Source organism: Sulfolobus tengchongensis (genome assembly GCF_036967215.1).
Classification (GTDB): domain Archaea; phylum Thermoproteota; class Thermoprotei_A; order Sulfolobales; family Sulfolobaceae; genus Saccharolobus; species Saccharolobus tengchongensis_A.
On record NZ_CP146016.1, the window covers coordinates 84,170 to 105,935 of the forward strand.

Consider the following 21,766-nt stretch of genomic DNA (forward strand, 5'->3'; position numbering starts at 1 on the left):
ATCCGACAAATGCCTTGTCTTCATTAGCTATCCGTCCGAGGGTAATTCTTCATCCAATAATGTTTTTTAATTTAGTCTTTATTAACTCTAATACCACTTTTCCGTCAGCTCTCCCTTTGACTCTACTCATAACTTTCGACATGACTAGATTTATCGCTTTTTCTTTTCTTTTGTTTATCTCATCTAGATTCGTTTTTATCACATCATCTATAATTTTTTCTAACTCCTCTTGTGATAGGGCTTCGTATTTACGTATCACATCTTTAAGTATGATATTTTTATTTGTAGTGTACTCTAGGAGTATCTCTGGAATTGAATCTTTACTAATTCTGTTATCATAAACATTCTTTACTAATTCTTCTATATCATTATCGCTAATTTTTGATATATCTCCACCTTTAGATTTAACATATTTTAAGGTATTAGTAAGTGTAGTTGCTATCACTACTGGAGAGACTTTAGGTGAGTACTTATTAACTAAGTCCTCAAAAAGGTCAAGTTTAGGATCTCTAATAACTTCTTTTGCGAGTTCTTCACTTAACCCTAATGCAATATACCTTTTCATTTTAGTTTCAGGGGATTCTGGAACTAATTTTTTAGCTTCTTCTAGTAATTTCTCATCTACTCTTCTAGGTGGTATATCAGTTTCTGGGTACATTCTAGCTGAGCCAGGCTGTGGCCTTAAGAACTTAGTAGTTCCATCATCTTGTGCACCTCTAGTTTCCTTAGGTACGCCATCAAATGCTAATGCAATTCTATCTCTTATAACTTCTAATGCCTTTTCTAACTTTTCTTTTTCACCTACGATAATGATAAAGCCGTCCTCAGCTGACGCACCTAATACTTCTCTAACTTTGTTCACCTCTTCTTCAGATATTCCATAATTCGGTAATTCGTCAGAATGAAAGAGTCCTCCTAATCCCGCAAGCGCTCTAACGTAATCTGCGATTTCTGTTCCAAATCTCCGTTTTTTAGGTATTAACTCCCAGCCTAATATCCCTTTAAATTTATACACTCTTATCCCATATACCAATTCTCCCTTTTCTATTCCATTTTTTATAATTTTACTTTTAGTGTTTTTAAATAATTCAGTGAGATCTTTTATAATTAAATTAGATAAAATTAGCTCCTTAGATAGCCCTCTCACCTTTAGTTCTTCCTTTATTTTTAATAGGTTAAATTGGCGCATTGCTTCATATTTTACTATCTCTGGTATTAATTCTAGTTTCTGTACTCCTTTAATTTCTATCTTAGTTCCACCTTTTATGGAAATATTTAAATCTTGTCTTATTGTTCCTATGCCCCTTTTAACTTTTCCAGTCATTCTGAGCAATTGGCCTATTTTTAATGCTACCCTTTCTGCTTGCTCTGGACTCTTTATATCTGGCCCAGTGGATATTTCTATTAATGGGATTCCTAATCTATCTAGGGAATAAACTACTTGATCCCCTTCTTCACTGATTTTTCTCGCTGCGTCTTCTTCTACAGCTATTGTTTGTATTGTTACTCCTTCGTCCTTTAATATACCACCAAGCGCAACTATAGCAGTTCTCTGGAACCCTGTTGTGTTTGATCCATCTATTACGATCTTTCTCATCACGTAAATTTCATCTACTATGTTGCTATTTAGGGCAATTGCGACAGCTAATGCTATTTTTAACGCCTCATCATTTATTAAATGCGGAGGTTCTTCATCAGCTTCTACGTTACAACTTGAAGTAATAGGTATTTTATAAACATATTTCTTGCCTTTTTTCCATTCAAACAATGCAGCTACATCAACTTCCCCTAATTCGCTTAGTGCTGGTCTCAAATATCTCTCTAGGGATAATTTGTGCTCTTCTTCTAAATTGGTGCTACAGTTACAAAACAACTTATGAGAGGTATTTAGTTGCTGATGAATTTCTAATCCTACTTTTAGACCTAGTTCCTCATAATTTAGTTCACTCATATAACCACCTCGGGTAAAGGTCTAAAGTATGACGAGGATTTATTTCTCCTACTAGATTAGTAGTCATCATATTTCTTATCTTTTCTAAATCCTGTTCATGCGCAAGTACCCACATTAATTTTACTAATGCAACTTCTGGTAACATATCCTCTAATGGTGTAACTCCTGCATCTAATAATTGTCTTCCGGTAGTGTAAACATTCATATTAACTCTTCCAAATAAACATTGTGTGGTCATTCCTATAAATATACCATCTTTAGTGGCTTTTTTGAATAATTCTACATATTCTGATGAAGTGTGTCCTAAACCTGTACCAGCTATTATGAGTCCCCTTATTTTGGTATTTGATATGATTTGCTCGATTAGTTCTCTACTTAGTCCCGGATAGTAATATAACAGAAATACTCTCTCATCGAATTTAGCATCTAATGTAGTTTCAGTCTTTTTGGTTATGTAGTCTTCTCTTAACATTGTTAACTTCCTTTCCTTCCAAAGGACTTTGGCTAAAGGTTTATCGTTTATTGACTGAAATGCATCTCTTCTGCTACTATGCATCTTTCTAACCTTTACACCTCTATGCACTAATGTAAACGTGTCTGAGGATTCTGCGTGCATATTTACTACGACTTCACCGAATGGTGCATGTTTTGCTACCAAGACGGATGATAAGAGGTTTATTGCAGAGTCACTACTTGGTCTATCGCTACTTCTTTGGGATCCGACTAATACTACTGGCCCTTCTAAGGATTGTAACGAAAAGGCCAATGCTGAAGCTGTATATGCCATAGTATCTGTACCATGAGCAATGACTACTCCACTATTTCCTTTATCAAAAGCATCCTTTACTGCTCTAGCAATTTTAATCCAATATTCGGGTTTCATGTTTTCACTTAATATGGAGAATAAGATTTCTGCATCTATATCTGCAATTTCATTTATCTCTGGTAAGAATTGTATAATTTCCTCTGTAGACAATGCAGGTCTAACTGCGCCTGTTTCATATTCAACTTTACTTACGATAGTGCCTCCAGTACTGATTATTTTTATCTCACTTTTAGTTTTTTTATAAGCACTTTTACTACTCTCTCTCTCAGTAGTTTTTTGGAGTGATTTTGAAAGAACTTTAATTTCACTTATATTCTCTATGGATATTCCTATATTATACCCATTATCCAATTTTATAACTATTATTCTATCATCTCTAGAATAACTAGGCAATAGTATACCTCTTACTATAAGATCCCCTTTTTTGATTTCTATAAGATCTCCTATATCTATATTAAGCTTTTTTAAAACATCGTAAGCTTTTCCTTTATAACCTTCTTGCACAGAAAAAGATTAGACAATAGCAAAAATAATTTATCATCTAGCTGGCGCTTGTTGCCTAGCTTTTACAACTCTCTTTTCATATTCTTTTCTGTTCCTAACTCTAGGCACTTCTTTATGCTTCTCTTTTGGTTGTATCTTTGGAGTTTGACTTCTAACTTTTCCCGCTTTAGTTAACGAACCGTGTGAAGGCATGTTTGCTCTCCTAATAACTTAAGCATTTAAACTTAAAAATTTGTCAGATAGGTTTGTAGTGAGAGATGATGAAAATATATCTTATGGAACACGTTATTGGTGCAATTGCCTATGACGAGAACGGAAATGTTATTGATTATATATCTAATCCAAAGGATTTGGGAAAAGTAACTGAGGAGCTTATAGATAATGAGAAAGGTACCCCGCTTAGTGTGTCAATAGAGTTATTGAAAAAAATTAATCCACAAGAAGTAGTCGTTGAGAACGAAGCTGAAGTACCTAAATTGCAAGCATTAGGTTACAAGGTAATATATGAACCGCATAATAAGATATCTAGGCTATTTAGAGAATCGTTACCTAAAGTAGCTATAGATATTAAATTTGCTAATAGTGAAGATGAATATTATAATTTTCTTCATGAGTTATCTTTGGAGTATACAAGAAGGAAACTTAGATCTGCAGCACAGAAAAGAGATCTTTTGGCAATTCAGGCAGTCAGAGCGATGGATGATATTGACAAAACCATAAACTTATTCTCAGAAAGATTAAGGGAATGGTATAGTATACATTTTCCGGAGTTAGATAAATTAATCGAAGATCATGAACAATACGCAACAATAGTCTCCAGATTTGGAGATAGAGAACTTCTAAGCAAAGACGCCTTAAAAGAATTAGGTTTTAATGAGCAGAAAATAAACAGAATTTTAGATGCAGCAAAGAAAAGTATAGGTGCGGATATTTCAGAGGACGATTTATCCGCTATGAGGATGATTGCAAATACCATACTGGATTTATACAATATAAGAAGAAATTTAACCAATTATTTAGAGGGCGTAATGAAAGAGGTTGCTCCAAATGTTACAGCATTAGTGGGCCCAGCGCTTGGTGCTAGACTGCTAAGTTTAGCTGGTAGCTTAGATGAGTTAGCCAAGATGCCTGCTAGTACAATTCAAGTTTTAGGAGCAGAGAAAGCACTATTCAGAGCACTAAGAAGTGGAAGTAGGCCACCGAAACATGGTGTCATATTCCAGTATCCTGCAATTCACACTTCGCCAAGATGGCAAAGAGGAAAGATTGCTAGAGCCTTAGCAGCGAAATTAGCGATAGCAGCAAGGGTTGATGCTTTCAGTGGAAGATTTATAGGTGATCAGTTAAATGAACAGTTAAAGAAGAGAATAGATGAGATTAAAGAGAAATATGCGCAACCACCACCTAGAAAACCTCAGCAACAACCACAGAAACAACAGGAAAAAGGTAAAAAAGGTGGAAAGAGAAAAGGTAAAAGAAAGTGATTTAAAATGTCAGAAGTAGTGAGTGTAAAACAAACTAATATGGAAAATATTTACGAATGTGAATTTAACGATGGTAGTTTTAGGCTATGTACGAAGAATTTAGCACCTGGATTTAATGTGTATGGAGAGAGACTAATTAAATATGAGGGAATTGAGTACAGGGAGTGGAATGCATTTAGAAGTAAGTTAGCAGGTGCGATATTAAAGGGCCTTAAGCATAATCCCGTAAAAAAAGATATAAAAATGTTATATTTAGGAGCTGCTTCAGGGACTACAATAAGTCATGTTTCTGACATTATAGAATTGAAAGGCAAAGCGTATGGTGTTGAATTTTCTCCCAGAGTGGTAAGAGAATTATTGTTGGTTGCGCAAAGAAGACCTAACATATTTCCAATATTAGCAGATGCTAGATTTCCCCAAAATTATAAATCCTTAGTGGAGAATGTGGATGTATTATACGTTGATATCGCGCAGCCTGACCAAACCGATATCGCAATATATAATGCAAAGTTCTTTCTTAAGGTAAATGGCTATATGCTTCTTGTTATTAAAGCCAGAAGTATTGACGTCACTAAAGATCCAAAGGAAATATACAAAGCTGAAGTGGAAAAATTGGAGAATTCCAATTTCGAGACTATTCAGATTATAAATCTTGATCCGTATGATAAAGACCATGCTATGGTTTTAAGTAAATATAAAGGGTAAGATTTTGATAGATAAAATTTTTGAGTTAGGTCTGAAAGATATATTTTCATCCACTCCTGCAGAATACGTTAGTATTATGGACGCATTAGAGGGAAAGTTAAAAATTAAATTAAATAACGGTCTTTATCACGAGTTTAAAAAGAACGAAGTGGAAAGACTTTCTGCGCATATCCCTCTCTATTTATGGGCATTAGTGAAAATTCCGTTTATATTTATTAAATCAACTGAAATTGGAGAGTATTTTATAAGTGGTGAAGAATGGAATCGAAAGGCAATTTCAATTTTGCTTGAAAGGGAAATATCAAATGTAATATTAAATACAGATGTTGAAAAGCTATTAAGAGAGTATTCTTCATTAATATTTATAATTCTTAGTCCTACTAGAAATTATACAGAGGAAACAGAACTAAGTGAGATGTAGAATATGAATACAAGGATTATTAATGATGTTATAGATCTGTTAGAGGATAAGAAATATACCTACACTTTGATTGAATATCCAGAGCATAATAGGAAATCAGTAGATATAATTATAAATGCTAAAGACCCTGCCCTAGTTAAAGTTTCTGAAGAAAGGATTACTAAAGAGGAGATCTCTGATTTAAAGAAAATAGCAATATCAACACAAACCGCGTCTTTAATTGTTACCAATGAGGAGGAGGAAGATATAGTTTCAGTAAAAGCAGATAACGTCTTTGCGATCTCGCCTGAAGGATTTAAAAGAATAGTAGATGGGGAAAAGGTCTTTCTATATAGGACTAGAGGTGGTATATTTATAAAAATAAGGCACGACTTACTGAGGCATAAGAGAGAGGAAATGGGATATAGCATAGGGGATTTAGCTAAACTTCTTGGCGTCTCAAGAAAAGCCGTGTACGATTATGAAAAGGGCGATTCTGATGTCTCACTGGAAGTAGCTGAAAAATTAATAGATTTATTCGGAGATGAGATAATAGGTGACGTAATATGGGATTCTATAAAATCCAAGAAAGAAGTCAAAGATGAATCGATAGATATGTCTGAAAATTTCAAATCAAAGCTAATTTATATGTTAAGAGAAAATGGATTAAACGTTCTATCGTTAAAATTGACAGCTGCTGATTTAATAGTTAATGCTAAAGATGATAATAAGAGGTATTTAGTTACAATAGAAAATAAAGACTATAATAGATCAATAAAGAAGTTTTACGAAGCTACGAAATTAGCCTCTTATACTAAATCCGAATTAATAATAGTTGCTCGAACATCAAGGGTCTTAAAAGATTGTGAAGATCTTGGATATAAAACTTATGAAGAAAATAAGATACATTCTTTAATAGATGAGATTAAAGGAAGTAATAGAAGGGAAGATTAGAATATTCATACCAGATCCAAGTGAATATATGAGAGAAGGTAACTTTGATCCAGCGTGGGCTCCTGTATTTTATAACCCTAAAATGGTTTTTAACAGAGATCTGAGCGTTATAGTTGTTAGTATATTAAAGCCAAAGATTATAGTTGATGCCTTAAGTGCAACTGGAGTAAGGGGAATTAGATATTATATAGAGGGCTGGAGATCTGAACAATTAATATTAAACGATAAGAATCCCAAGGCTATTACCCTCATAGAAACTAATGTTAAAAATAACGGGATTGATAACGCTAAAATCTATAATAGAGATGCAAATTCCCTTCTCTATGAAATAAAAAGCGATTATGTTGATATAGATCCTTTTGGTTCACCATCTCCATTTATCCTTTCTTCTATAAGCGCTACTATAAGAAACGGGGTTGTCGCATTTACTGCCACTGATTTATCTCCCCTTGAGGGGTCCTCAGTAACTTCATGTAGAAGAAAGTATGATGCTATTAATCAAAAGCTTTCTTCCTCAAAGGAAATTGGACTGAGAATACTTATTGGTAAGATCATCAAAGAATCTGCAATATTAGAGAAAACGGTATATCCTCTGTTTTCTTTTTACGCTGATTATTATTATAGACTATTTTTAAAAGTGGAAAGTGGTGCAAGGAAAGCTGACCAGAATATTAATATAAATATTAAATATTTTGGAGAATGTCCTCGGTGCGGATTTCATAGTTTTTTAGAAGATAAATGTGACGCTAAATGTCCTCGGTGTGGATCTAATCTAGTTATTGTAGGTCCACTCTATTCGGGTCCACTTTATGATACAGATTTCGTGGAGTCTATACTACAAACGTATACAAGATTTAACTATATATCATCTTTTAGCAGAGTACAGAAGTTGATTAATTTGATTGTAGGTGAAATGAGGTATAGGAACGTATATTATAATCTCAGCAAACTTGCATCTAAGTTAAAAATATCAGCGATCCCCCCTATTCAAGCTGTTTTGGAATGTTTAGGAGACGCATCGCGAACACATTTCGCTTCAAATGGAATTAAGACCGATAAGGAATATGAAGAAATTGTGGAATGTATGAGAGTTTAAAGTGGTGTTTTTTCTAAAATCCAGCTCGAGAGTTTACCACATGTTTGTGGGCTTACATGTATTCCGTTACCGCATTTTGTCAAATTCTTACAGCTTAAGCAAGGTATATCTTCTAAACTATCTAGATTCACATAAATGTTAATGTTATAAGTATTATCAACTGCAAATAGTTTCACTATATTTTTACCATTTTCTTTAACTGCCTTTTTTATAACAAGTTTCTTCTCAACTAATTTTTTTATTATCCCGCTAATTTCCCTAATCGGTAATCCGACGGATTTCGCGAGTTCTTGTTGAGAAATGCCTTTTTCTCCCATCTCCTTTATCTTTTTATGTACTATCGCTTCATAATTATTTGTTGAATCAGATTCCATCTTTTACACCCGTGTTGGCTAAATTATATATATGTATTCCACACTTATTTATTTTACTCTTTTTTGTGATCACGTTAGAAACGTATCGAAGCTACTAATTAGTTTTCAGCACTTTTTATCATAATAAAAATAATATCTCTTTTAATAAAAATTATCTAAGTTCAAATAAAAACTACAATATCAAAGTTGTCAACAATTTCCTTATATCTGTTCCTTATAGTTACTTCTGTTATGTCCAGTGCGTCTGCTACTTCCTTTTGTGTCTTTTTTATATCCATCAATGCGGATATAAGATATACAGAAGCTGCACTTAACGATAAATAACCTTTTCCACTTGTGAGACCATGCTTATGCATAAGGTCTACCAGTTCAGACGCTTTAGTTCCTATAATTGGGGGTAAATTTAATTTGTAAATAATTTTTGGTATGTATTCAGTTGGTCTTATTTTAGGACGAAAGTCTGGTATTGTTTTGGCTACGGATTGAACTCTTTGTAGAGCATTCCAGAATTCACTAGAAGATATGGAGTACCTTATTTTAAATTCTTGCAAATGTCTTGGTATGTTGTTTACTTGGCAAGAATAGTATAACGCAGCTATTACAATTACGTATTGGTCTATTCTTTTAGTCTTACCGTTTTCAACCATTTTTCTTATTATTAACGAAGCAGTTTCTTTAACATGCTCTGGTAATTCTAGTTTAGAACTTTCATCATTTAAAATTGAAAGTAAGGTAACTAGTTTCTTATCCTTTGGTGAAACACGCATTTTATTCTGCATTCTCTGCATTTTAAGTGTTTTCAATCTATCTTTAGCTCTACCATATCCTATAATAGTGTGAAATCCCCAATCATGAACTTTTGGCGTAGATGGGCTTCCCACTCTCTCTTTCTCATTTCTATCCTTTGTGTTATAAGCCCTCCAATCTGGACCGGGATCTATAGCATTATCCTCTATTATACTACCACAATTTGTGCATACGTACATTCCTTTCTCTGCATCATATGTTACTGAGTTTTCCATTCCACAGAAAACACACTTCATTTTCTAAACCTCCTCTTTTCATAACTAACGAAAATTTTTTCATTGTATGTTATTTTGAAATTCTGATCAAATGTGGCTAAAGCGTAGGGTTCATTTACGTTCCCTAGAACATCAAGTATCTTTCCTATTTTCTGTTTATTTTCATTATATATCGATTTCCCTATAATGTTATATGTCGTATAATTTATATCTTTCCTTAATTTTATTAAAATCTTATCCTTCAAAACATTCTTTGTGAACGTGCCAATTTCATTAAAGTTGTTTTTCATCTCATTTTTATGTTACTACTACATATGTTTATTATTAATTGTTGATAATACCTCATGATTTTCTATCCATAGAGTATCTCGCATTTTAGGGTGTATTAAGGGTTATTATGTGGGAAATAGTTATTTATACGTATTTGTCATTAAAATAAACAAGAATGTCATCTACCTCAACGAGTGCGGACGAACTGTATAAGAAGATATCTGAGCTGAGAGAGAATATAGTCAGGTTAAAACAACTTAAATCAGAACTTCTTGAAAAAGCTAGAAAACTGAGAGAAAAGAGAAGAGAAAAAATATCTAAGGCAAAAGAATTAACAGAGCAAATCAACACCTTAAGGCAAGAGTATAGAATAAGGCTGGAAGAATTTAATCAGTTAAAGGAGAGAAGGAAGAATTTGGCTGAAATAATTCAACAGATAAAGAAAGATTTTGAGGAAATTAAGAAATTATCCTCGCAGAATTTAGGTAATCCCGATGCCATTGAGAAGAAAATACGAGATCTTGAATGGAGATTACAAACTAGTTCATTAACATTAGAGGAGGAGAAGAAAATCATACAGAGAATTGCAGAACTGGAAAAGAAACTGCAGGATGCTAAGAAGGTTGCTAAAATAAAGGAGAAAAGAACAGAAGAGAAGGCTGAATTATTAGCTAAAAGAGTGGAGTTAAATTCTGTTAGAGAAAGAATCAAGGCAATTATAAATGAAATCAGTGAAAAAAAGAATATTATTAAAAGATTAATTGAAGAGAGAAATAAGTTGAGAGAAGAGATAGATAATCTGAGTAAGGAGATTGAAGAGATTTATAAGCAAGTAGAAAGTTTAAACGCAGAAATTAAAACTAAAAGCGAAGAACTTAGCGAGAGCCAAAAAAGATTAAAAAGTCTTCAAGAAAATCCTGTTGCGATAAATACCACCGAGGTTATTGAGAAGAAGAAGAAAGCAATAGAGGAGAAGCTCAAACAAAATAAGAGGCTATCTTTTGAAGAATTTTTAATACTTTATGGAGAAGTAGATAATAAGGATGGTAAAGACAATAGTAATTTACATTGACATTGACGATGATATAGGAGATTTAGGTTTTTTATCACCGATTGTTGGTGAAGAGAACTGTAAACTTGCTCTTGATAAGGCAGCATATTTTATGCCTACTGATTCTGATTTTAATTCAATGGTTGTAGCTTTTAATATATATAATGATCTTAAAAGAAAAGGAGAAGATGTTGAAATAGTCTTTATATCGGGGTCTAAAAAAGGAGGAATAGAATCTCAATTAGAATTTTCTAGAAAATTAGATAAAGTAATCGAAAAGTTATCACCAGAATATGCAGTTGTGGTATATGACAGTCCAGACGACGCACGTGCGATACCTATTATCCAATCTAGGCTAAAAATTTCAGCTGTTCAGCAAGTTATTGTGGAACAATATAGAGGGGTTGAGGAGACATATATGCTTTTAGCTAAGTATATAAGGAAGGCTATAACTGAGAAACGATATGCTAGAATTTTCTTGGGAGTGCCAGGTATAGTACTAGCGTTAGCTGGCATATTAGCAGTTCTTAATTTATCTGTTTACATAGAGCCCACAATTCTAATAATATTAGGTGCAGCGATGATAATAAAAGGACTTAAAATAGATGATCTTATAGAAAATTGGTGGGAGAACTCTACTATTATGGTCATCACGTCTACAGTATCAATTATATCTATTTTAATTGGTATAATAAACCTTTATATACAACTTCAATTAACGAAAGGTCTTAATGGCATTCAAGAGTTTGCATTTGCTATTCTGCAACTTCTTCCATATGCGTCATTTTCAGCCATAATCCTATTTGGTGGTAAAGCTATATCGAAAGGTCTTAATAAAGATATTAGAGTCTGGCATGATATAATAAAGATTATAAATATAATTTTCATATATTTTGTATTATTTACTGTTATAAAAGATATCATTGATAATTCCTATATATTGACTGTACAATCATTATATGTATTAATATTAACTTCAATAGTAATTATCTCAATATACATAACTTTGAGTGCATTAGAAAAATATGGAATATTAGAAAGGCTCATAAAAAGAATTTAGTTAACTTATCTTTAACCTCTACTGGAAGATTATCCAATTTTATTGTAATCGCATCTTTAGGCTTCTTTTTATTTATAGAACTTGTTAGGATATATCTTTCGGGGGAGTTTTCGTCCCTAGCCTTTAACACTCTTACTTTTATGTATTTACCATTTCCTAAATCTACGTAAACATACTTGCCATGTTTGAGCATTTTTAGCACTAAAACTTTAATGACATTTTAATTTATAATGTTTGTGGACTATCTCCTAATTGATGCAGGCGGTACATCAACTAAAGTCTATATTTATAGTGATGGTAAAATAACAAAACAGTATAGATTTAATCCAGCGAGTGTAGATAAGGTAGGACCAGATAAGGCAATTTCACAAATAACTCGTATAGTATCGTTGTTTAATATGCGATTTAAAGGGATTGCGATATCATTAGCTGGAATAGATAGCGAGGTTATGGCTAAGAACGTTAAAGCTAGATTGTATCCAAATTTGAGCAGGTTCGCTGAGAAAGTAGTAGTGGAGCATGATGCTCATGTTGTGCTTTTGTCTAATGCTGACAAAGGTTGTATAACCATTTCCGGAACTGGAAGCATAGTATATGGATATGATGGAAAAAGGAGAATAGTGAAAGGTGATAGAGGTTGGTTAGTTGGGGATATATGTTCCGGTTTTTGGCTAGGTAGAGAATTCTTAAGGGAAGTTTTAAAGGAATTTCAAGGTTTATCTGATTCCAATTCATTACTTCGTTTCTCAAATTTTAAGACTGAGGAAGAACTAGTAAAGTTTTTGTATGAGAACTCTTGTAATCCGTCAAAAATAGCTCAATTTTCTGTTAATTTACTTAATGCTGTAAAGCTAAATAACAGAAAGAGTATAAGGATTTTAAGTGATTGTATTTCAGAATTTTCTAGCATAATAAAAATGGTATGTGATGCCGTAAATTCTAATGTAGTTTATTATTTTGGCGGTATGTTTGAATCTCCAGTTTATGTATCATTTTTTAATAAAGAGGTTAGTAAAAGAGGAATAAAAAGTGTTAAGAGTAAAAGTATAACAAATGGTCTTCTTAAGCTTCTAGAGCTCTAGTTCCTCTTCCTCTTCTATTGGCTTTATGCAATCCATTTCAGCCAGTTTGTCAAATATTTTCTTTACAGCTTTAGATACTTCTTCTTCTCTTTTTGCTCCTGTTATTACCATTTTACCGCTGCTAAAAATTAGCAATACTACCCTAGGATCATCCATTCTAAATATTAACCCTGGGAATTGTTCTGGTTCATACATGTTATTTTCAAGGAGAAATGCAGCCTTATCCAAGTTCACGTTTACATGTAAGTTGGCTGATGCTACTATATTTTGAATCTGTATTTTTGGCTTACCTACTATTTTTATTCCATATTTTTTAAGTGTTTTTATTATTCTTTTTACAGCTTTTATTAATTCATCTGTGCTCTTAGCTCCAGTTACGACCATTTTACCAGATTTAAATATTAAAGCAGTAACCTTGGGCTGTTCTAGTCTAAATATTAATCCTGGGAATTGATCTGGATCGTATTCTATGTTAGGTATGCTTCTTTCCATTGCATACAGGTCTAAATTCTGTTCTAACGTTACTGTAGCTACGATATTTTCTATGTTTACGATAGGTTTATACGAGGCTGATGAATTGGAGATGTGAGTTCACCTTAAAAACTTTTTGATTCTGAACTTATAAATCCCTCTTTTAAATAAGTATGTTCTTGATTAGGCCTAATTCAGGGAATTCCATTATACCTTCTCCCTCAATAATAACGTAGGGTTTTGCTTTTTCTAGAATTGCATGTTCTTTTACCAAATTACTCATGTAATTTGAATGTATTAATGATATATCATTTCCTGCTTGGTATATTCCAATTGCTGGTAGCACTATAATTCGTGAATTATGCTTATCCTTTATTGGTATTGATAAGAAACATTGTAATTTTCTAGAGAAGCCTAGCTTATCTCTTATTGACAACCTCGGATGTTCATGGCCTATAATATAAGTTATATTATCCTTTGGCTCTATTACCTTATGTCCATGAGTTATAAATATCTCTCCAAGATCTATATCTTCCACTAACTTCACATTATCGAACTTTTCAGTAACTAAAGAAATATAGTTATCGTGATTTCCCTTAACTATTGTGACTTCTACTCCATTTTCCTTTAAATATTTCAATATTTCAGTTAATTCATCTCTCTCTTGTTTAGTTAGTTTTTCGAATGTATGTTTGAAATCTCCATTTATTATTAATCTTTTAGTGTTAAATGTTGAAAACACTCTATTAACTACGTTAAAGAATCTCTTCTTTTGGATTCTAGGGATATATATGCCTTTTCTTGACATCTCTTCCTCATAGCCTATGTGCACATCAGAAAGTACTATACTATTATTTTGTTTTATGTAAAGCGCTGGCAAATCTTCAGAAATGAAGATGCCTTTGGCTAGCTCTAACATTAAAATATGATAATATTAAACACAATTTTATACATTGTTTCTATGAGCACCTTAAGTTTGGTAGGTCTTGGAATCTCTAGGAAATTTATAACTCAAGATGCCATAGATACGTTAAATAGTTCCGACATTATAATTTTCGATAAATATACATCACGATCATGCGATATAAATATCAATACGCTAAGGGAATTAGTAAAAGGAGAGAAAACCTTTATTGAGGCTGATAGAAACCTATTGGAAAATAACTCTAAAATTATCTTTGATTATCTAGATAGAAATTATAATTTAAGTATAGCAAGTATTGGAGACCCATTAATAGCCACAACTCATATATCTATACTTATAGAAGTTAAGAGAAGAGGTCACCAGATTAAAATTGTTCCTGGAGTTTCTGTTCATTGTTATATTATATCTAAGTCTCTATTATCTTCTTATAAGTTTGGTAAGTCTGTTACAGTGACCTTTCCCTATGATAACTTTGTAGATCCAGCACCTTATACCGTAATAAAAGAAAATAAAGAAAGGGGCCTTCACACGATAGTATATCTCGATTTGAAAGAGGATAAAGCAATGACTGCCAATGATGCAATACAGATTTTATTACAATTAGAGGAAAAATATAAGAAAAACGTAATTTCAAAGTCAGACATTGTAATAGTAGGGGCCAGATTAGGTTGTGATGACGAGAAAGTGATAGCACTTACCATAGAAGAGGCTCTAAGATTTAATTTTGGTAGTACACCACATATTATTATAATTCCCGGTAACCTTCATTATATGGAGGCTGATGCGATAAAATGGTTGTTGATGAGTTAAGAAGCAGGGTAGAAAAGTACATTAAAGGTGTGGAAGAACGCTTAAAGAATGCTAACAGTGGTAGTAATAAGATAATAGAGCTAGCTAGGCTATATGCTGAAGATTCGAAATATTATCTGGAGAAAGGAGATTATGTAACTGCATTAGTGGATATAGTATATGCTGAAGGTTTGTTAGATGCTATAGAAATATATGAGGGTAAGGATCTCAAATCGAATGTATCAAAAAAGGTTTTTGTAGCTGGCACCTTTGATATATTACACCCAGGGCATATAGAATTTTTAAAGGAAGCGTCAAAATATGGTAGAGTTTACGTAACTGTTGCAAGAGACTCCAACTCAGAAAGAATTAAAGGTAGAAAACCTATTAATGATGAGCAAACGAGATTAGAGATCGTTAAGAGTATAAGGTATGTTTTTGATGCCATATTAGGCGATAAGGAAGATTTCTTAAAAAGTGTAGAAAGGATAAATCCCGATATAATCTTTCTAGGCCCAGATCAGAAAATGGATGAGAATAAACTTCTTGAAGAGTTAAGAAAACGTGGCTTAAATCCGCAGATAATTAGGTTAAAAGAAAGAATAAAGAAATGGCCCCATTCTAGTACTACAGAAATAATAAACGAGATTAAAAAAAGGTATTGCAATTCTAGTTAAGGTTTAAACATAAACTTCTATTGTCACTTCATCTCCATCTTTCAGATTTAGTTTTTCCCTTAGGTAGAATGGGGATATTATCTCTATTACACTCTTTGGATGAGTAGTTCGTAATGGCATTACGACTGCAGCTGGTTTTATCGAGTTAATTGAAGCTGGATATAGTTTTACCGCACCCAGTACTCTATCTTTCTGTTTATATTCTGGAATTAATAAAGAAGGAGATGAATCTAACAATAATCTGTTCTCTAATGATTGTTTATCGTATATTACAATATTTAATGTACCTGGATATGGATCAAATCCCATTATCTTATTTATCTGTGTTTTATAATATTCCATTGATAGGAATATTTTGCCTTCTCCAAGCCCTGATACAATATTACCTCTTATCTCAATACTGTGTAGTGACAATATTGCATCCTTTAAGCTGGTTAGGCACGTATTTAAAAACTTTTCCCCTTCTTCAGTTAACCTTATAATCTCTCCTTCCTTTGATATTATACGTACTATTAATTTATCTTCTTCCAGTTCTTTTAATTTGCGAGATATGGATTGCTGTGAAAAGTTTAGCAACCTAGCTAACTCTGTTTGTGTTACGTAAGATTTGCCCTTTGAATAAGTTATTATTTTAGCTAATATACAAGCGTTTGACTCATCTTTTCAAGTAGATCCCTCAGTACAACCTTGTTCTGCTTCCTTATATTCTCCACTCATATCATCTTCCATATCAATAGTTGCCCAATTCCACTTTTCATTCCATGCATTGCCAATTTTAATTGGCCTATCTAATTTGCTCAGCAGAACTATTCTACTAGGTACATGTTCTGACAGTACTTTATAACCAGTATATTTTGCTAATAGTTTAGAGAATTCTCTAATTTCACTATGTTTTGGCATTGCATCTCTGCTTAATCTATATGTAGATGGGCCTACATGCATATACGCTTTAACTTCTATATAGGTTGGCATCGCAATTTCCATTAATTTTGCAAATTCTTTTGCGTCTTCCTCGCTCATATTATAGCCCTTTATCATCGTGAGCCTTATCACAGTAGGAGAGCTAAAGCTAGGTAAAATCTCTAAGGTTCTCATTACTAATTGCCATGAGTTAGCAACTACTGGCCTATTAATCATCTTATGTTTTATCTCATTAGGTGCTTGTAGAGATACAAATAATTGAGTAGGTTCCTCCTCTAGGCTTGCAAGTATATCTGGTCTTACACCACTCGTTACAAGAAATGTTGTTAAGCCTCTTTTATGGTATTCTTTTATTAGTTCTCCTAATTTCTCATAAAGTGTGGGCTCTCCAGTAAGGCTTATTGCAACATGTGCTGGTCTCATCGCATCCTTAACCTTTTGTATGCTAACGTCATCTCTGCCCAAATATCCAGAAACTGCTCTCTTATGCTCTTCTATACTTCTTTCCACAATATATTCTGGATCATCATAAGTAGGCATTTTTGTATCATCCCATTCTAAGCCAACATCCTCTGGTTCTAATCTCCAGCAATGTACACATCTAAACCAGCACCATGCTGCAGTAGGTGTCATCTGGACACACCTATGGCTTTCAATTCCATAAAACTTACCCTTGTAGCACGATCTGTTAGTTACTAAAGCTTCATGAGTCCAATGGCATTTCTTATACGCACTATGGCTTCCGATAATGTGATACTTTTCTTTTTGTAACTCTTTAAATATCTCGCTTACTGTATCGATCCTTAAATTACTTTGCATATTATTTCCTCTATAACCTATTAGATTAAAAAATTAGGTATTAATAGGTGCAGTTAAATTGTATAACTTTGTCACATTTTTCTCTATATAAGAAGCTATCTTAATTAAATACATATCTGATAAGTATTTACCCATTAACTGTAATCCTATAGGCAGATTGTTATAAAATCCTGCTGGCATAGATAAAGCCGGTATAGCAGCTAAATTAGCTATTACGGTATTTAGATCCATTGCGTACATCTTTACAGGATCATTAATTACCTCGCCAATTTTAGGAGGCAATATCGGCATTGTAGGAGAGATCAAGATATCATACTTTTTAAATAATTCATCTAGGCTCATTTTAATTAGATTTCTAATTTTTAATGCTTTTAGATAAAATTCTTCATAATATCCGGCACTTAAGATGAAACTGCCAAGGAGTATCCTCCTTTTTACTTCTATACCAAAAGCCTCTCCCCTATTTTTCGCGTAAACTTCCCTCCAACTTCCTTCCATATACCTACTGTAGCCATATCTAACTCCATCATATCTAGCTAAATTAGAGCTGGCTTCTGACATAGCTATAATATAATATGCGGGTAAGGCGTACTCCGCGTACCCTAATTTAGTCTCCTCTATTATTGCTCCTTCATTACTTAACTTATTTACAATATTATTTATAGCACTTATTATTGGCTTTTCTGACATTTCTAAGATATCGTTAAGAATACCTATTCTAACTTTTTCTAATTTTTGCTCACTTATATCCAAATTAGGCGTAAAATCTATTGTTGTGGCGTCTCTTTCATCTGGACCCGCAATTATAGTGTAAAGTAATCCCAAATCCTCAGCGTTTTTAGCCATAGGTCCAATTTGCTCTAAACTATTAGCATAAGCTACTAAACCATATCTACTTACCGTACCGTAAGACGGTTTTAAACCAAAAGTAGCAGTATATGCAGCTGGTGCCCTTATAGAACCGCCTGTATCGCTACCTAATGCCAAATCAACGTAATCGGCTGCTAACGCAGCACCGCTTCCACCAGATGAACCTCCTGGAGTTCTTTCTAAATTCCAAGGATTTTTAGTGGGGCCAAAATAACTAGTTTCAGTAGTGGATCCCATAGCAAATTCATCCATGTTTGTTTTTCCAATGATAACTGCCCCTTCTTTCTTCAATCTTTCAATTACGGTAGCATCATATGGTGGTATATAATCCTCTAGCATTTTTGAAGCACAAGTTGTTCTAATTCCCCTAGTAGAAATATTATCCTTAATTGCTATTAAAATTCCAGCTAACTTGCCACCTCTAACTATATTCTCCTTTACTTCGTTTAGTACTTCATTCTTGCTCCTTATCGTTATAAGTGCATTAATTGTCTTATCATACTTTTCTATTTTCTCATATGCTCTTTCAACGTACTCTACCGGATCTAGATTTCCATACTTTAGATCATCAACTAACTTAGTTATCATTGTGCTAATCACCATAAGTTCTTGGTCCTACAATGTACCCGTTTTCCTTTCTTTTCACGTTTTTGAGAGCATTTTCTCTATCTAATGGTTCCCTTGGTGTATCTTTTCTTAATCTACTTTGTGGAAGAGGGTGAAATAATGGCTCTATATTACTCAAATCCAGTTCATTAATCTTCTCAAAGAACTCTATAATATTTTTTATATCATTTTCTATCATTTTCTCCTCTTTTTCTTCTAATCTAATCAAAGATAAATTTTCTAAATGCTTAATTAATTTCTCATTAACCTCTATTTTCATTGTTATCACTTTAGCGGGGGTAGTTTATATATTCATTCAGCCAGTAAAAATGTACATTAATCTATCCGAAATAATTTTAAATTAAACTTTTCATAATCTACATTGTTGTGAACAGAAGCAAGTTGGATAATTTACACTGGTTAGGATTAGATGAGGCACTTAATTATGGCTTTTCTGAGGCAGAAACATTAGGTAAGAACTTCATTGGCATTACATTAGATAATGGAGATGGTTTAATCTTGTACGTGAACCCCTACTTAAATGAAATATATAGGATACTTCTAATGAGTAAATCTAAATATAACTTAACATCAATAGGAGTATTTTCAAATTTTAGTGGGGATAAATACTTTATTTATGACGTGAAAGATACTTCAGAGCTTATAAATATCTTTGGTCAAAATGTTAAGGTTATATATGTTGAAGTGATCAAGGATGTTCTCGAAGACTTTTTATATCAAGCAATGGATAGATGAGGACGCATTTAAGAGATTATTACTGTTCTCTAGGTATTTAGGAAGAGACTCTAACGGTTCCCAATTTATGATAGATATAGAAAGAGCGAAACGAAATAGAATAAAGGTTATTGATATAATGGAAATCTTAGAAGACTTTGGGATCAAACTCGCTCGAGAAGACATAATAAGACTGAAGGAACAACTTCTTGACTGTTCTTTCGAAAAAGAGGCTGGTAAAATAATTATGAAACCATATACATATTTAGCAGATATTTTAGAGAAAATTAATGAAAAAGATGATAAAGGAGAACTTAAATTTAAGATAAAATACGATAAGGCCAATAAGAGATTTGTAATACGTCCCATGGACTATTTTGATTTAGTAGAGAAATTAAAGGAAAATGGTTTAGAGGTTAAAGAATTAGATCTATCATTCAAGGAGTTCGAATTTGAATTTAGTGGTCAACTACGAGATTATCAGAAAGAAGCCATTGATTTCTGGATAAAAAATGGGAACAAAGGCGTTATAGCGCTTCCAACCGGGGCTGGAAAGACAGTAGTCGGCATAAAAGCAATAGATGTGATAAGAAAGCCCACCTTAATAGTGACGTTCACTAAAGAGCAAATGCTACAATGGAGGGAATCTATAATAAAGTTTACAGCAAAAAGGCCAGATATAGGGCTATATTATTCGGAGGAGAAGAGAATAAGACCAATAACTATAACCACATATCATACAGCATATAGGCACCTTGCAGAATTATTTGATAAATTCTATCTGCTAATAGTTGATGAGGTTCACCATTTACCTGCAGATAAGTTTAAAGCTATAGCTGAAGGGCTAATAGCGCCATATAGAATGGGATTGTCCGCAACGCCATATAGAGAAGATAACAAGCATAACGAATTATTCAGCCTTATAGGGGGTATTGTATATTATAAGTCCATTACCGAACTATCTAAATTAGGATATCTTGCATCCTATGAGATAATTCAGAAAAAAGTGAGACTAACCTTAGAGGAAAGGAAAAAATATAATGAATTACTTAATAAATTTAAGGTTTTATCAAAGGGCAGAAAAGTTAGTGAGTTAATTGAATTAGTTAAGAAGGGAGACGAAAGCGCTATAGAAGCAATGAAAGTGTACAACGAAATGAGAAGGATAGTAAATTTCGCATCAGAGAAATTAAAAGCGATAGATGAGATACTTAAAACCGAAAAGGGAAAGATACTAATTTTTACTCAGTATGTTGATCAAGCAGAAGAGATAGCTAAGAAGTATAATTGTTTGCTTTTAACTGGTAAAATGTCTAAAGAAGAGAGAAAAAGAGTTTTAACAACTTTTAAAAATATGAATAGTGGTATCCTCGTTCTAACTACAGTTGGGGATGAGGGAATTGATATCCCTGATGCCAATATAGGGATTATCGTAACTGGGACTAGTTCTAGAAGACAATTTATTCAAAGATTAGGTAGGATTTTAAGACCATATAACGGTAAACAAGCTAAACTTTATGAGATAGTTGTAGGCGGTACTCCAGAGGAGTATCAAGCTAAAAAGAGAAAAGAGACAGATATCCTCTCATTTGACGGCTTGTCTTCTCAGCCTTCTGAAGATTTTGATAATATATAGTAAAATATGGAATATGTGAATAATCTTAATATGTTATCTCTGTTGTTCTCATTATTTAAAAATTGTATACCAGTATAAACAATTCCCTTATCCAAACTTATTACTGGAATATTGTTTACACTAATTAAAGGTATCCCTTTAACTCTTGACACGTAACCTTTAATCTTATTGCCAATCAACTGTTTAAAAGTAAAAGCTGTAAGAATACTAGGTTCTAAAATTTGTATTTCTCCCTCTTTTACATACTCTTCCCCCTTAACCGAAATTACACTCTCAGTTATCCTTTTATTAACTGTTATGCCTTCAACCCAGCTTAGACTCATAATTTCATGCTCGCATTGTTCACTTACTAGTGAAAGTGGAGGGAAAACTATCAAGGTTCTATCTACATTTAACGTAGTCGGAGATACTAATACAAGGTCTCCCTCTTTAATTTCTTGCACCTCAGTAGGTCTGCATATCTTACTATGAGCATCTACATAAGGCATATTAAGTAATATTGAGTAATATTATAAAAGATGTGTGGACTTGTAAGGGC

At 33.0% G+C, this 21,766-nt stretch carries 26 protein-coding genes; 12 read left to right on the top strand and 14 right to left on the bottom strand.

What is annotated here, in order from left to right; genetic code table 11:
- Positions 1 to 49: 49 nt before the first annotated feature.
- Genes gatE through V6M85_RS00550 form a run of 3 tightly spaced genes read right to left on the bottom strand, consistent with a single transcriptional unit; the run spans position 50 to position 3,473 of the window.
- Positions 50 to 1,951: a Glu-tRNA(Gln) amidotransferase subunit GatE gene (gene gatE / locus V6M85_RS00540; protein WP_338601637.1), complete on the bottom strand. Its 1,902-nt coding sequence runs from the start codon at positions 1,949 to 1,951 to the stop codon at positions 50 to 52.
- Positions 1,944 to 3,281: a Glu-tRNA(Gln) amidotransferase subunit GatD gene (gatD, locus tag V6M85_RS00545; protein ID WP_338601640.1), complete on the bottom strand. Its 1,338-nt coding sequence runs from the start codon at positions 3,279 to 3,281 to the stop codon at positions 1,944 to 1,946. The genes gatE and gatD overlap by 8 nt, the downstream gene beginning before the upstream one ends.
- Positions 3,282 to 3,314: 33 nt before the next feature.
- Positions 3,315 to 3,473, bottom strand: a complete 159-nt coding sequence (locus V6M85_RS00550; RefSeq protein WP_009992370.1) for a 30S ribosomal protein S30e — start codon at positions 3,471 to 3,473, stop codon at positions 3,315 to 3,317.
- 65 nt (positions 3,474 to 3,538) lie between these two features.
- On the opposite strand from V6M85_RS00550, the gene V6M85_RS00555 reads away from it, so the two are divergent.
- Genes V6M85_RS00555 through V6M85_RS00575 form a run of 5 tightly spaced genes read left to right on the top strand, consistent with a single transcriptional unit; the run spans position 3,539 to position 7,920 of the window.
- Positions 3,539 to 4,765, top strand: coding sequence for a C/D box methylation guide ribonucleoprotein complex aNOP56 subunit (locus V6M85_RS00555; RefSeq protein ID WP_338601684.1), 1,227 nt, complete (start codon positions 3,539 to 3,541; stop codon positions 4,763 to 4,765).
- Between the two features lie 6 nt (positions 4,766 to 4,771).
- Positions 4,772 to 5,470 (top strand): fibrillarin-like rRNA/tRNA 2'-O-methyltransferase, encoded by a 699-nt coding sequence (locus V6M85_RS00560; protein ID WP_338601686.1) that lies wholly within the window; start codon positions 4,772 to 4,774, stop codon positions 5,468 to 5,470.
- 4 nt (positions 5,471 to 5,474) lie between these two features.
- Complete coding sequence (locus V6M85_RS00565; RefSeq protein ID WP_338601687.1) at positions 5,475 to 5,891, top strand: DUF61 family protein; 417 nt, start codon at positions 5,475 to 5,477, stop codon at positions 5,889 to 5,891.
- A 3-nt stretch (positions 5,892 to 5,894) separates the two neighbouring features.
- The gene (locus tag V6M85_RS00570) at positions 5,895 to 6,824 is read left to right on the top strand and encodes a helix-turn-helix domain-containing protein (RefSeq protein WP_338601689.1); all 930 of its coding nucleotides are present in this window, start codon (positions 5,895 to 5,897) and stop codon (positions 6,822 to 6,824) included.
- Positions 6,790 to 7,920 carry a tRNA (guanine(26)-N(2))-dimethyltransferase gene (locus tag V6M85_RS00575; protein WP_338601692.1) on the top strand — a complete coding sequence of 377 codons (1,131 nt, stop codon included), beginning with the start codon at positions 6,790 to 6,792 and terminating at the stop codon, positions 7,918 to 7,920. Before V6M85_RS00570 ends, V6M85_RS00575 begins: the two co-directional genes overlap by 35 nt.
- Here V6M85_RS00575 and V6M85_RS00580 read toward each other — a convergent pair.
- The 3 genes from V6M85_RS00580 to V6M85_RS00590 all read right to left on the bottom strand — a co-directional run bounded on the left by V6M85_RS00580 (position 7,917) and on the right by V6M85_RS00590 (position 9,606).
- Positions 7,917 to 8,294, bottom strand: a complete 378-nt coding sequence (locus V6M85_RS00580) for a winged helix-turn-helix domain-containing protein (RefSeq protein ID WP_338601695.1) — start codon at positions 8,292 to 8,294, stop codon at positions 7,917 to 7,919. The genes V6M85_RS00575 and V6M85_RS00580 overlap by 4 nt on opposite strands.
- 161 nt (positions 8,295 to 8,455) lie before the next feature.
- Positions 8,456 to 9,337, bottom strand: coding sequence for a transcription initiation factor IIB family protein (locus V6M85_RS00585; protein WP_338601698.1), 882 nt, complete (start codon positions 9,335 to 9,337; stop codon positions 8,456 to 8,458).
- Positions 9,334 to 9,606 carry a Gar1/Naf1 family protein gene (locus V6M85_RS00590; protein ID WP_338601700.1) on the bottom strand — a complete coding sequence of 91 codons (273 nt, stop codon included), beginning with the start codon at positions 9,604 to 9,606 and terminating at the stop codon, positions 9,334 to 9,336. The genes V6M85_RS00585 and V6M85_RS00590 overlap by 4 nt, the downstream gene beginning before the upstream one ends.
- A 155-nt stretch (positions 9,607 to 9,761) precedes the next feature.
- Here V6M85_RS00590 and V6M85_RS00595 point away from each other — a divergent pair, with 155 nt between their 5' ends.
- Together V6M85_RS00595 and V6M85_RS00600 are read left to right on the top strand one after the other, a co-directional pair.
- The gene (locus tag V6M85_RS00595; protein ID WP_338601702.1) at positions 9,762 to 10,658 is read left to right on the top strand and encodes a hypothetical protein; all 897 of its coding nucleotides are present in this window, start codon (positions 9,762 to 9,764) and stop codon (positions 10,656 to 10,658) included.
- Positions 10,630 to 11,697, top strand: a complete 1,068-nt coding sequence (locus V6M85_RS00600) for a DUF373 family protein (protein ID WP_338601704.1) — start codon at positions 10,630 to 10,632, stop codon at positions 11,695 to 11,697. The genes V6M85_RS00595 and V6M85_RS00600 overlap by 29 nt, the downstream gene beginning before the upstream one ends.
- Here the strand turns inward: V6M85_RS00600 and V6M85_RS00605 are convergent.
- Positions 11,681 to 11,890, bottom strand: coding sequence for a DUF5622 domain-containing protein (locus tag V6M85_RS00605; RefSeq protein WP_338604843.1), 210 nt, complete (start codon positions 11,888 to 11,890; stop codon positions 11,681 to 11,683). The genes V6M85_RS00600 and V6M85_RS00605 overlap by 17 nt on opposite strands.
- 43 nt (positions 11,891 to 11,933) lie before the next feature.
- Between V6M85_RS00605 and V6M85_RS00610 the strand changes: the two genes are divergently transcribed.
- A complete protein-coding gene (locus tag V6M85_RS00610; protein WP_338601705.1) occupies positions 11,934 to 12,779 on the top strand; it encodes a BadF/BadG/BcrA/BcrD ATPase family protein in 846 nt (281 codons plus the stop codon).
- Here the strand turns inward: V6M85_RS00610 and V6M85_RS00615 are convergent.
- Positions 12,768 to 13,325: a TATA-box-binding protein gene (locus V6M85_RS00615; protein ID WP_338604846.1), complete on the bottom strand. Its 558-nt coding sequence runs from the start codon at positions 13,323 to 13,325 to the stop codon at positions 12,768 to 12,770. The genes V6M85_RS00610 and V6M85_RS00615 overlap by 12 nt on opposite strands.
- An 88-nt stretch (positions 13,326 to 13,413) precedes the next feature.
- Complete coding sequence (locus V6M85_RS00620) at positions 13,414 to 14,169, bottom strand: metallophosphoesterase (protein WP_338601707.1); 756 nt, start codon at positions 14,167 to 14,169, stop codon at positions 13,414 to 13,416.
- A 42-nt stretch (positions 14,170 to 14,211) separates the two neighbouring features.
- Between V6M85_RS00620 and dph5 the strand changes: the two genes are divergently transcribed.
- Together dph5 and V6M85_RS00630 are read left to right on the top strand one after the other, a co-directional pair.
- A complete protein-coding gene (gene dph5 / locus V6M85_RS00625) occupies positions 14,212 to 14,985 on the top strand; it encodes a diphthine synthase (protein ID WP_338601709.1) in 774 nt (257 codons plus the stop codon).
- Positions 14,967 to 15,641: a DUF357 domain-containing protein gene (locus tag V6M85_RS00630; RefSeq protein ID WP_338601712.1), complete on the top strand. Its 675-nt coding sequence runs from the start codon at positions 14,967 to 14,969 to the stop codon at positions 15,639 to 15,641. The genes dph5 and V6M85_RS00630 overlap by 19 nt, the downstream gene beginning before the upstream one ends.
- A gap of 3 nt (positions 15,642 to 15,644) precedes the next feature.
- Here V6M85_RS00630 and V6M85_RS00635 read toward each other — a convergent pair whose 3' ends face one another.
- The 4 genes from V6M85_RS00635 to gatC are packed head-to-tail and all read right to left on the bottom strand — an operon-like array spanning position 15,645 to position 19,137.
- Complete coding sequence (locus V6M85_RS00635) at positions 15,645 to 16,268, bottom strand: DUF120 domain-containing protein (protein ID WP_338604848.1); 624 nt, start codon at positions 16,266 to 16,268, stop codon at positions 15,645 to 15,647.
- 36 nt (positions 16,269 to 16,304) lie between these two features.
- Complete coding sequence (gene twy1 / locus V6M85_RS00640; protein ID WP_338601715.1) at positions 16,305 to 17,381, bottom strand: 4-demethylwyosine synthase TYW1; 1,077 nt, start codon at positions 17,379 to 17,381, stop codon at positions 16,305 to 16,307.
- Positions 17,382 to 17,414: 33 nt separating this feature from the next.
- Complete coding sequence (gene gatA, locus V6M85_RS00645; RefSeq protein ID WP_338601718.1) at positions 17,415 to 18,839, bottom strand: Asp-tRNA(Asn)/Glu-tRNA(Gln) amidotransferase subunit GatA; 1,425 nt, start codon at positions 18,837 to 18,839, stop codon at positions 17,415 to 17,417.
- 4 nt (positions 18,840 to 18,843) lie between these two features.
- Positions 18,844 to 19,137 carry an Asp-tRNA(Asn) amidotransferase subunit GatC gene (gene gatC / locus V6M85_RS00650; protein ID WP_338601721.1) on the bottom strand — a complete coding sequence of 98 codons (294 nt, stop codon included), beginning with the start codon at positions 19,135 to 19,137 and terminating at the stop codon, positions 18,844 to 18,846.
- Positions 19,138 to 19,244: 107 nt separating this feature from the next.
- Here gatC and V6M85_RS00655 point away from each other — a divergent pair, with 107 nt between their 5' ends.
- Both V6M85_RS00655 and V6M85_RS00660 read left to right on the top strand, forming a co-directional pair.
- The gene (locus V6M85_RS00655; RefSeq protein WP_338601722.1) at positions 19,245 to 19,613 is read left to right on the top strand and encodes a hypothetical protein; all 369 of its coding nucleotides are present in this window, start codon (positions 19,245 to 19,247) and stop codon (positions 19,611 to 19,613) included.
- Positions 19,573 to 21,228: a DEAD/DEAH box helicase gene (locus V6M85_RS00660; RefSeq protein ID WP_338601723.1), complete on the top strand. Its 1,656-nt coding sequence runs from the start codon at positions 19,573 to 19,575 to the stop codon at positions 21,226 to 21,228. The genes V6M85_RS00655 and V6M85_RS00660 overlap by 41 nt, the downstream gene beginning before the upstream one ends.
- Here V6M85_RS00660 and V6M85_RS00665 read toward each other — a convergent pair.
- Positions 21,198 to 21,716, bottom strand: coding sequence for a hypothetical protein (locus tag V6M85_RS00665; RefSeq protein WP_338601726.1), 519 nt, complete (start codon positions 21,714 to 21,716; stop codon positions 21,198 to 21,200). The two genes, V6M85_RS00660 and V6M85_RS00665, sit on opposite strands and share 31 nt — an antisense overlap.
- Positions 21,717 to 21,766: the final 50 nt, after the last annotated feature.

Bases quoted from the DNA above. Each gene is read 5' to 3' on its own strand.
- gatE (WP_338601637.1), bottom strand. From the start codon at position 1,951: ATGAGTGAACTAAATTATGAGGAACTAGGTCTAAAAGTAGGATTAGAA.
- V6M85_RS00550 (WP_009992370.1), bottom strand. From the start codon at position 3,473: ATGCCTTCACACGGTTCGTTAACTAAAGCGGGAAAAGTTAGAAGTCAA.
- V6M85_RS00555 (WP_338601684.1), top strand. From the start codon at position 3,539: ATGATGAAAATATATCTTATGGAACACGTTATTGGTGCAATTGCCTAT.
- V6M85_RS00560 (WP_338601686.1), top strand. From the start codon at position 4,772: ATGTCAGAAGTAGTGAGTGTAAAACAAACTAATATGGAAAATATTTAC.
- V6M85_RS00570 (WP_338601689.1), top strand. From the start codon at position 5,895: ATGAATACAAGGATTATTAATGATGTTATAGATCTGTTAGAGGATAAG.
- V6M85_RS00575 (WP_338601692.1), top strand. From the start codon at position 6,790: ATGAGATTAAAGGAAGTAATAGAAGGGAAGATTAGAATATTCATACCA.
- V6M85_RS00580 (WP_338601695.1), bottom strand. From the start codon at position 8,294: ATGGAATCTGATTCAACAAATAATTATGAAGCGATAGTACATAAAAAG.
- V6M85_RS00585 (WP_338601698.1), bottom strand. From the start codon at position 9,337: ATGAAGTGTGTTTTCTGTGGAATGGAAAACTCAGTAACATATGATGCA.
- V6M85_RS00590 (WP_338601700.1), bottom strand. From the start codon at position 9,606: ATGAAAAACAACTTTAATGAAATTGGCACGTTCACAAAGAATGTTTTG.
- V6M85_RS00595 (WP_338601702.1), top strand. From the start codon at position 9,762: ATGTCATCTACCTCAACGAGTGCGGACGAACTGTATAAGAAGATATCT.
- V6M85_RS00600 (WP_338601704.1), top strand. From the start codon at position 10,630: ATGGTAAAGACAATAGTAATTTACATTGACATTGACGATGATATAGGA.
- V6M85_RS00605 (WP_338604843.1), bottom strand. From the start codon at position 11,890: ATGCTCAAACATGGCAAGTATGTTTACGTAGATTTAGGAAATGGTAAA.
- V6M85_RS00620 (WP_338601707.1), bottom strand. From the start codon at position 14,169: ATGTTAGAGCTAGCCAAAGGCATCTTCATTTCTGAAGATTTGCCAGCG.
- dph5 (WP_338601709.1), top strand. From the start codon at position 14,212: ATGAGCACCTTAAGTTTGGTAGGTCTTGGAATCTCTAGGAAATTTATA.
- V6M85_RS00630 (WP_338601712.1), top strand. From the start codon at position 14,967: ATGGTTGTTGATGAGTTAAGAAGCAGGGTAGAAAAGTACATTAAAGGT.
- twy1 (WP_338601715.1), bottom strand. From the start codon at position 17,381: ATGCAAAGTAATTTAAGGATCGATACAGTAAGCGAGATATTTAAAGAG.
- gatA (WP_338601718.1), bottom strand. From the start codon at position 18,839: ATGATAACTAAGTTAGTTGATGATCTAAAGTATGGAAATCTAGATCCG.
- gatC (WP_338601721.1), bottom strand. From the start codon at position 19,137: ATGAAAATAGAGGTTAATGAGAAATTAATTAAGCATTTAGAAAATTTA.
- V6M85_RS00660 (WP_338601723.1), top strand. From the start codon at position 19,573: ATGTTCTCGAAGACTTTTTATATCAAGCAATGGATAGATGAGGACGCA.
- V6M85_RS00665 (WP_338601726.1), bottom strand. From the start codon at position 21,716: ATGCCTTATGTAGATGCTCATAGTAAGATATGCAGACCTACTGAGGTG.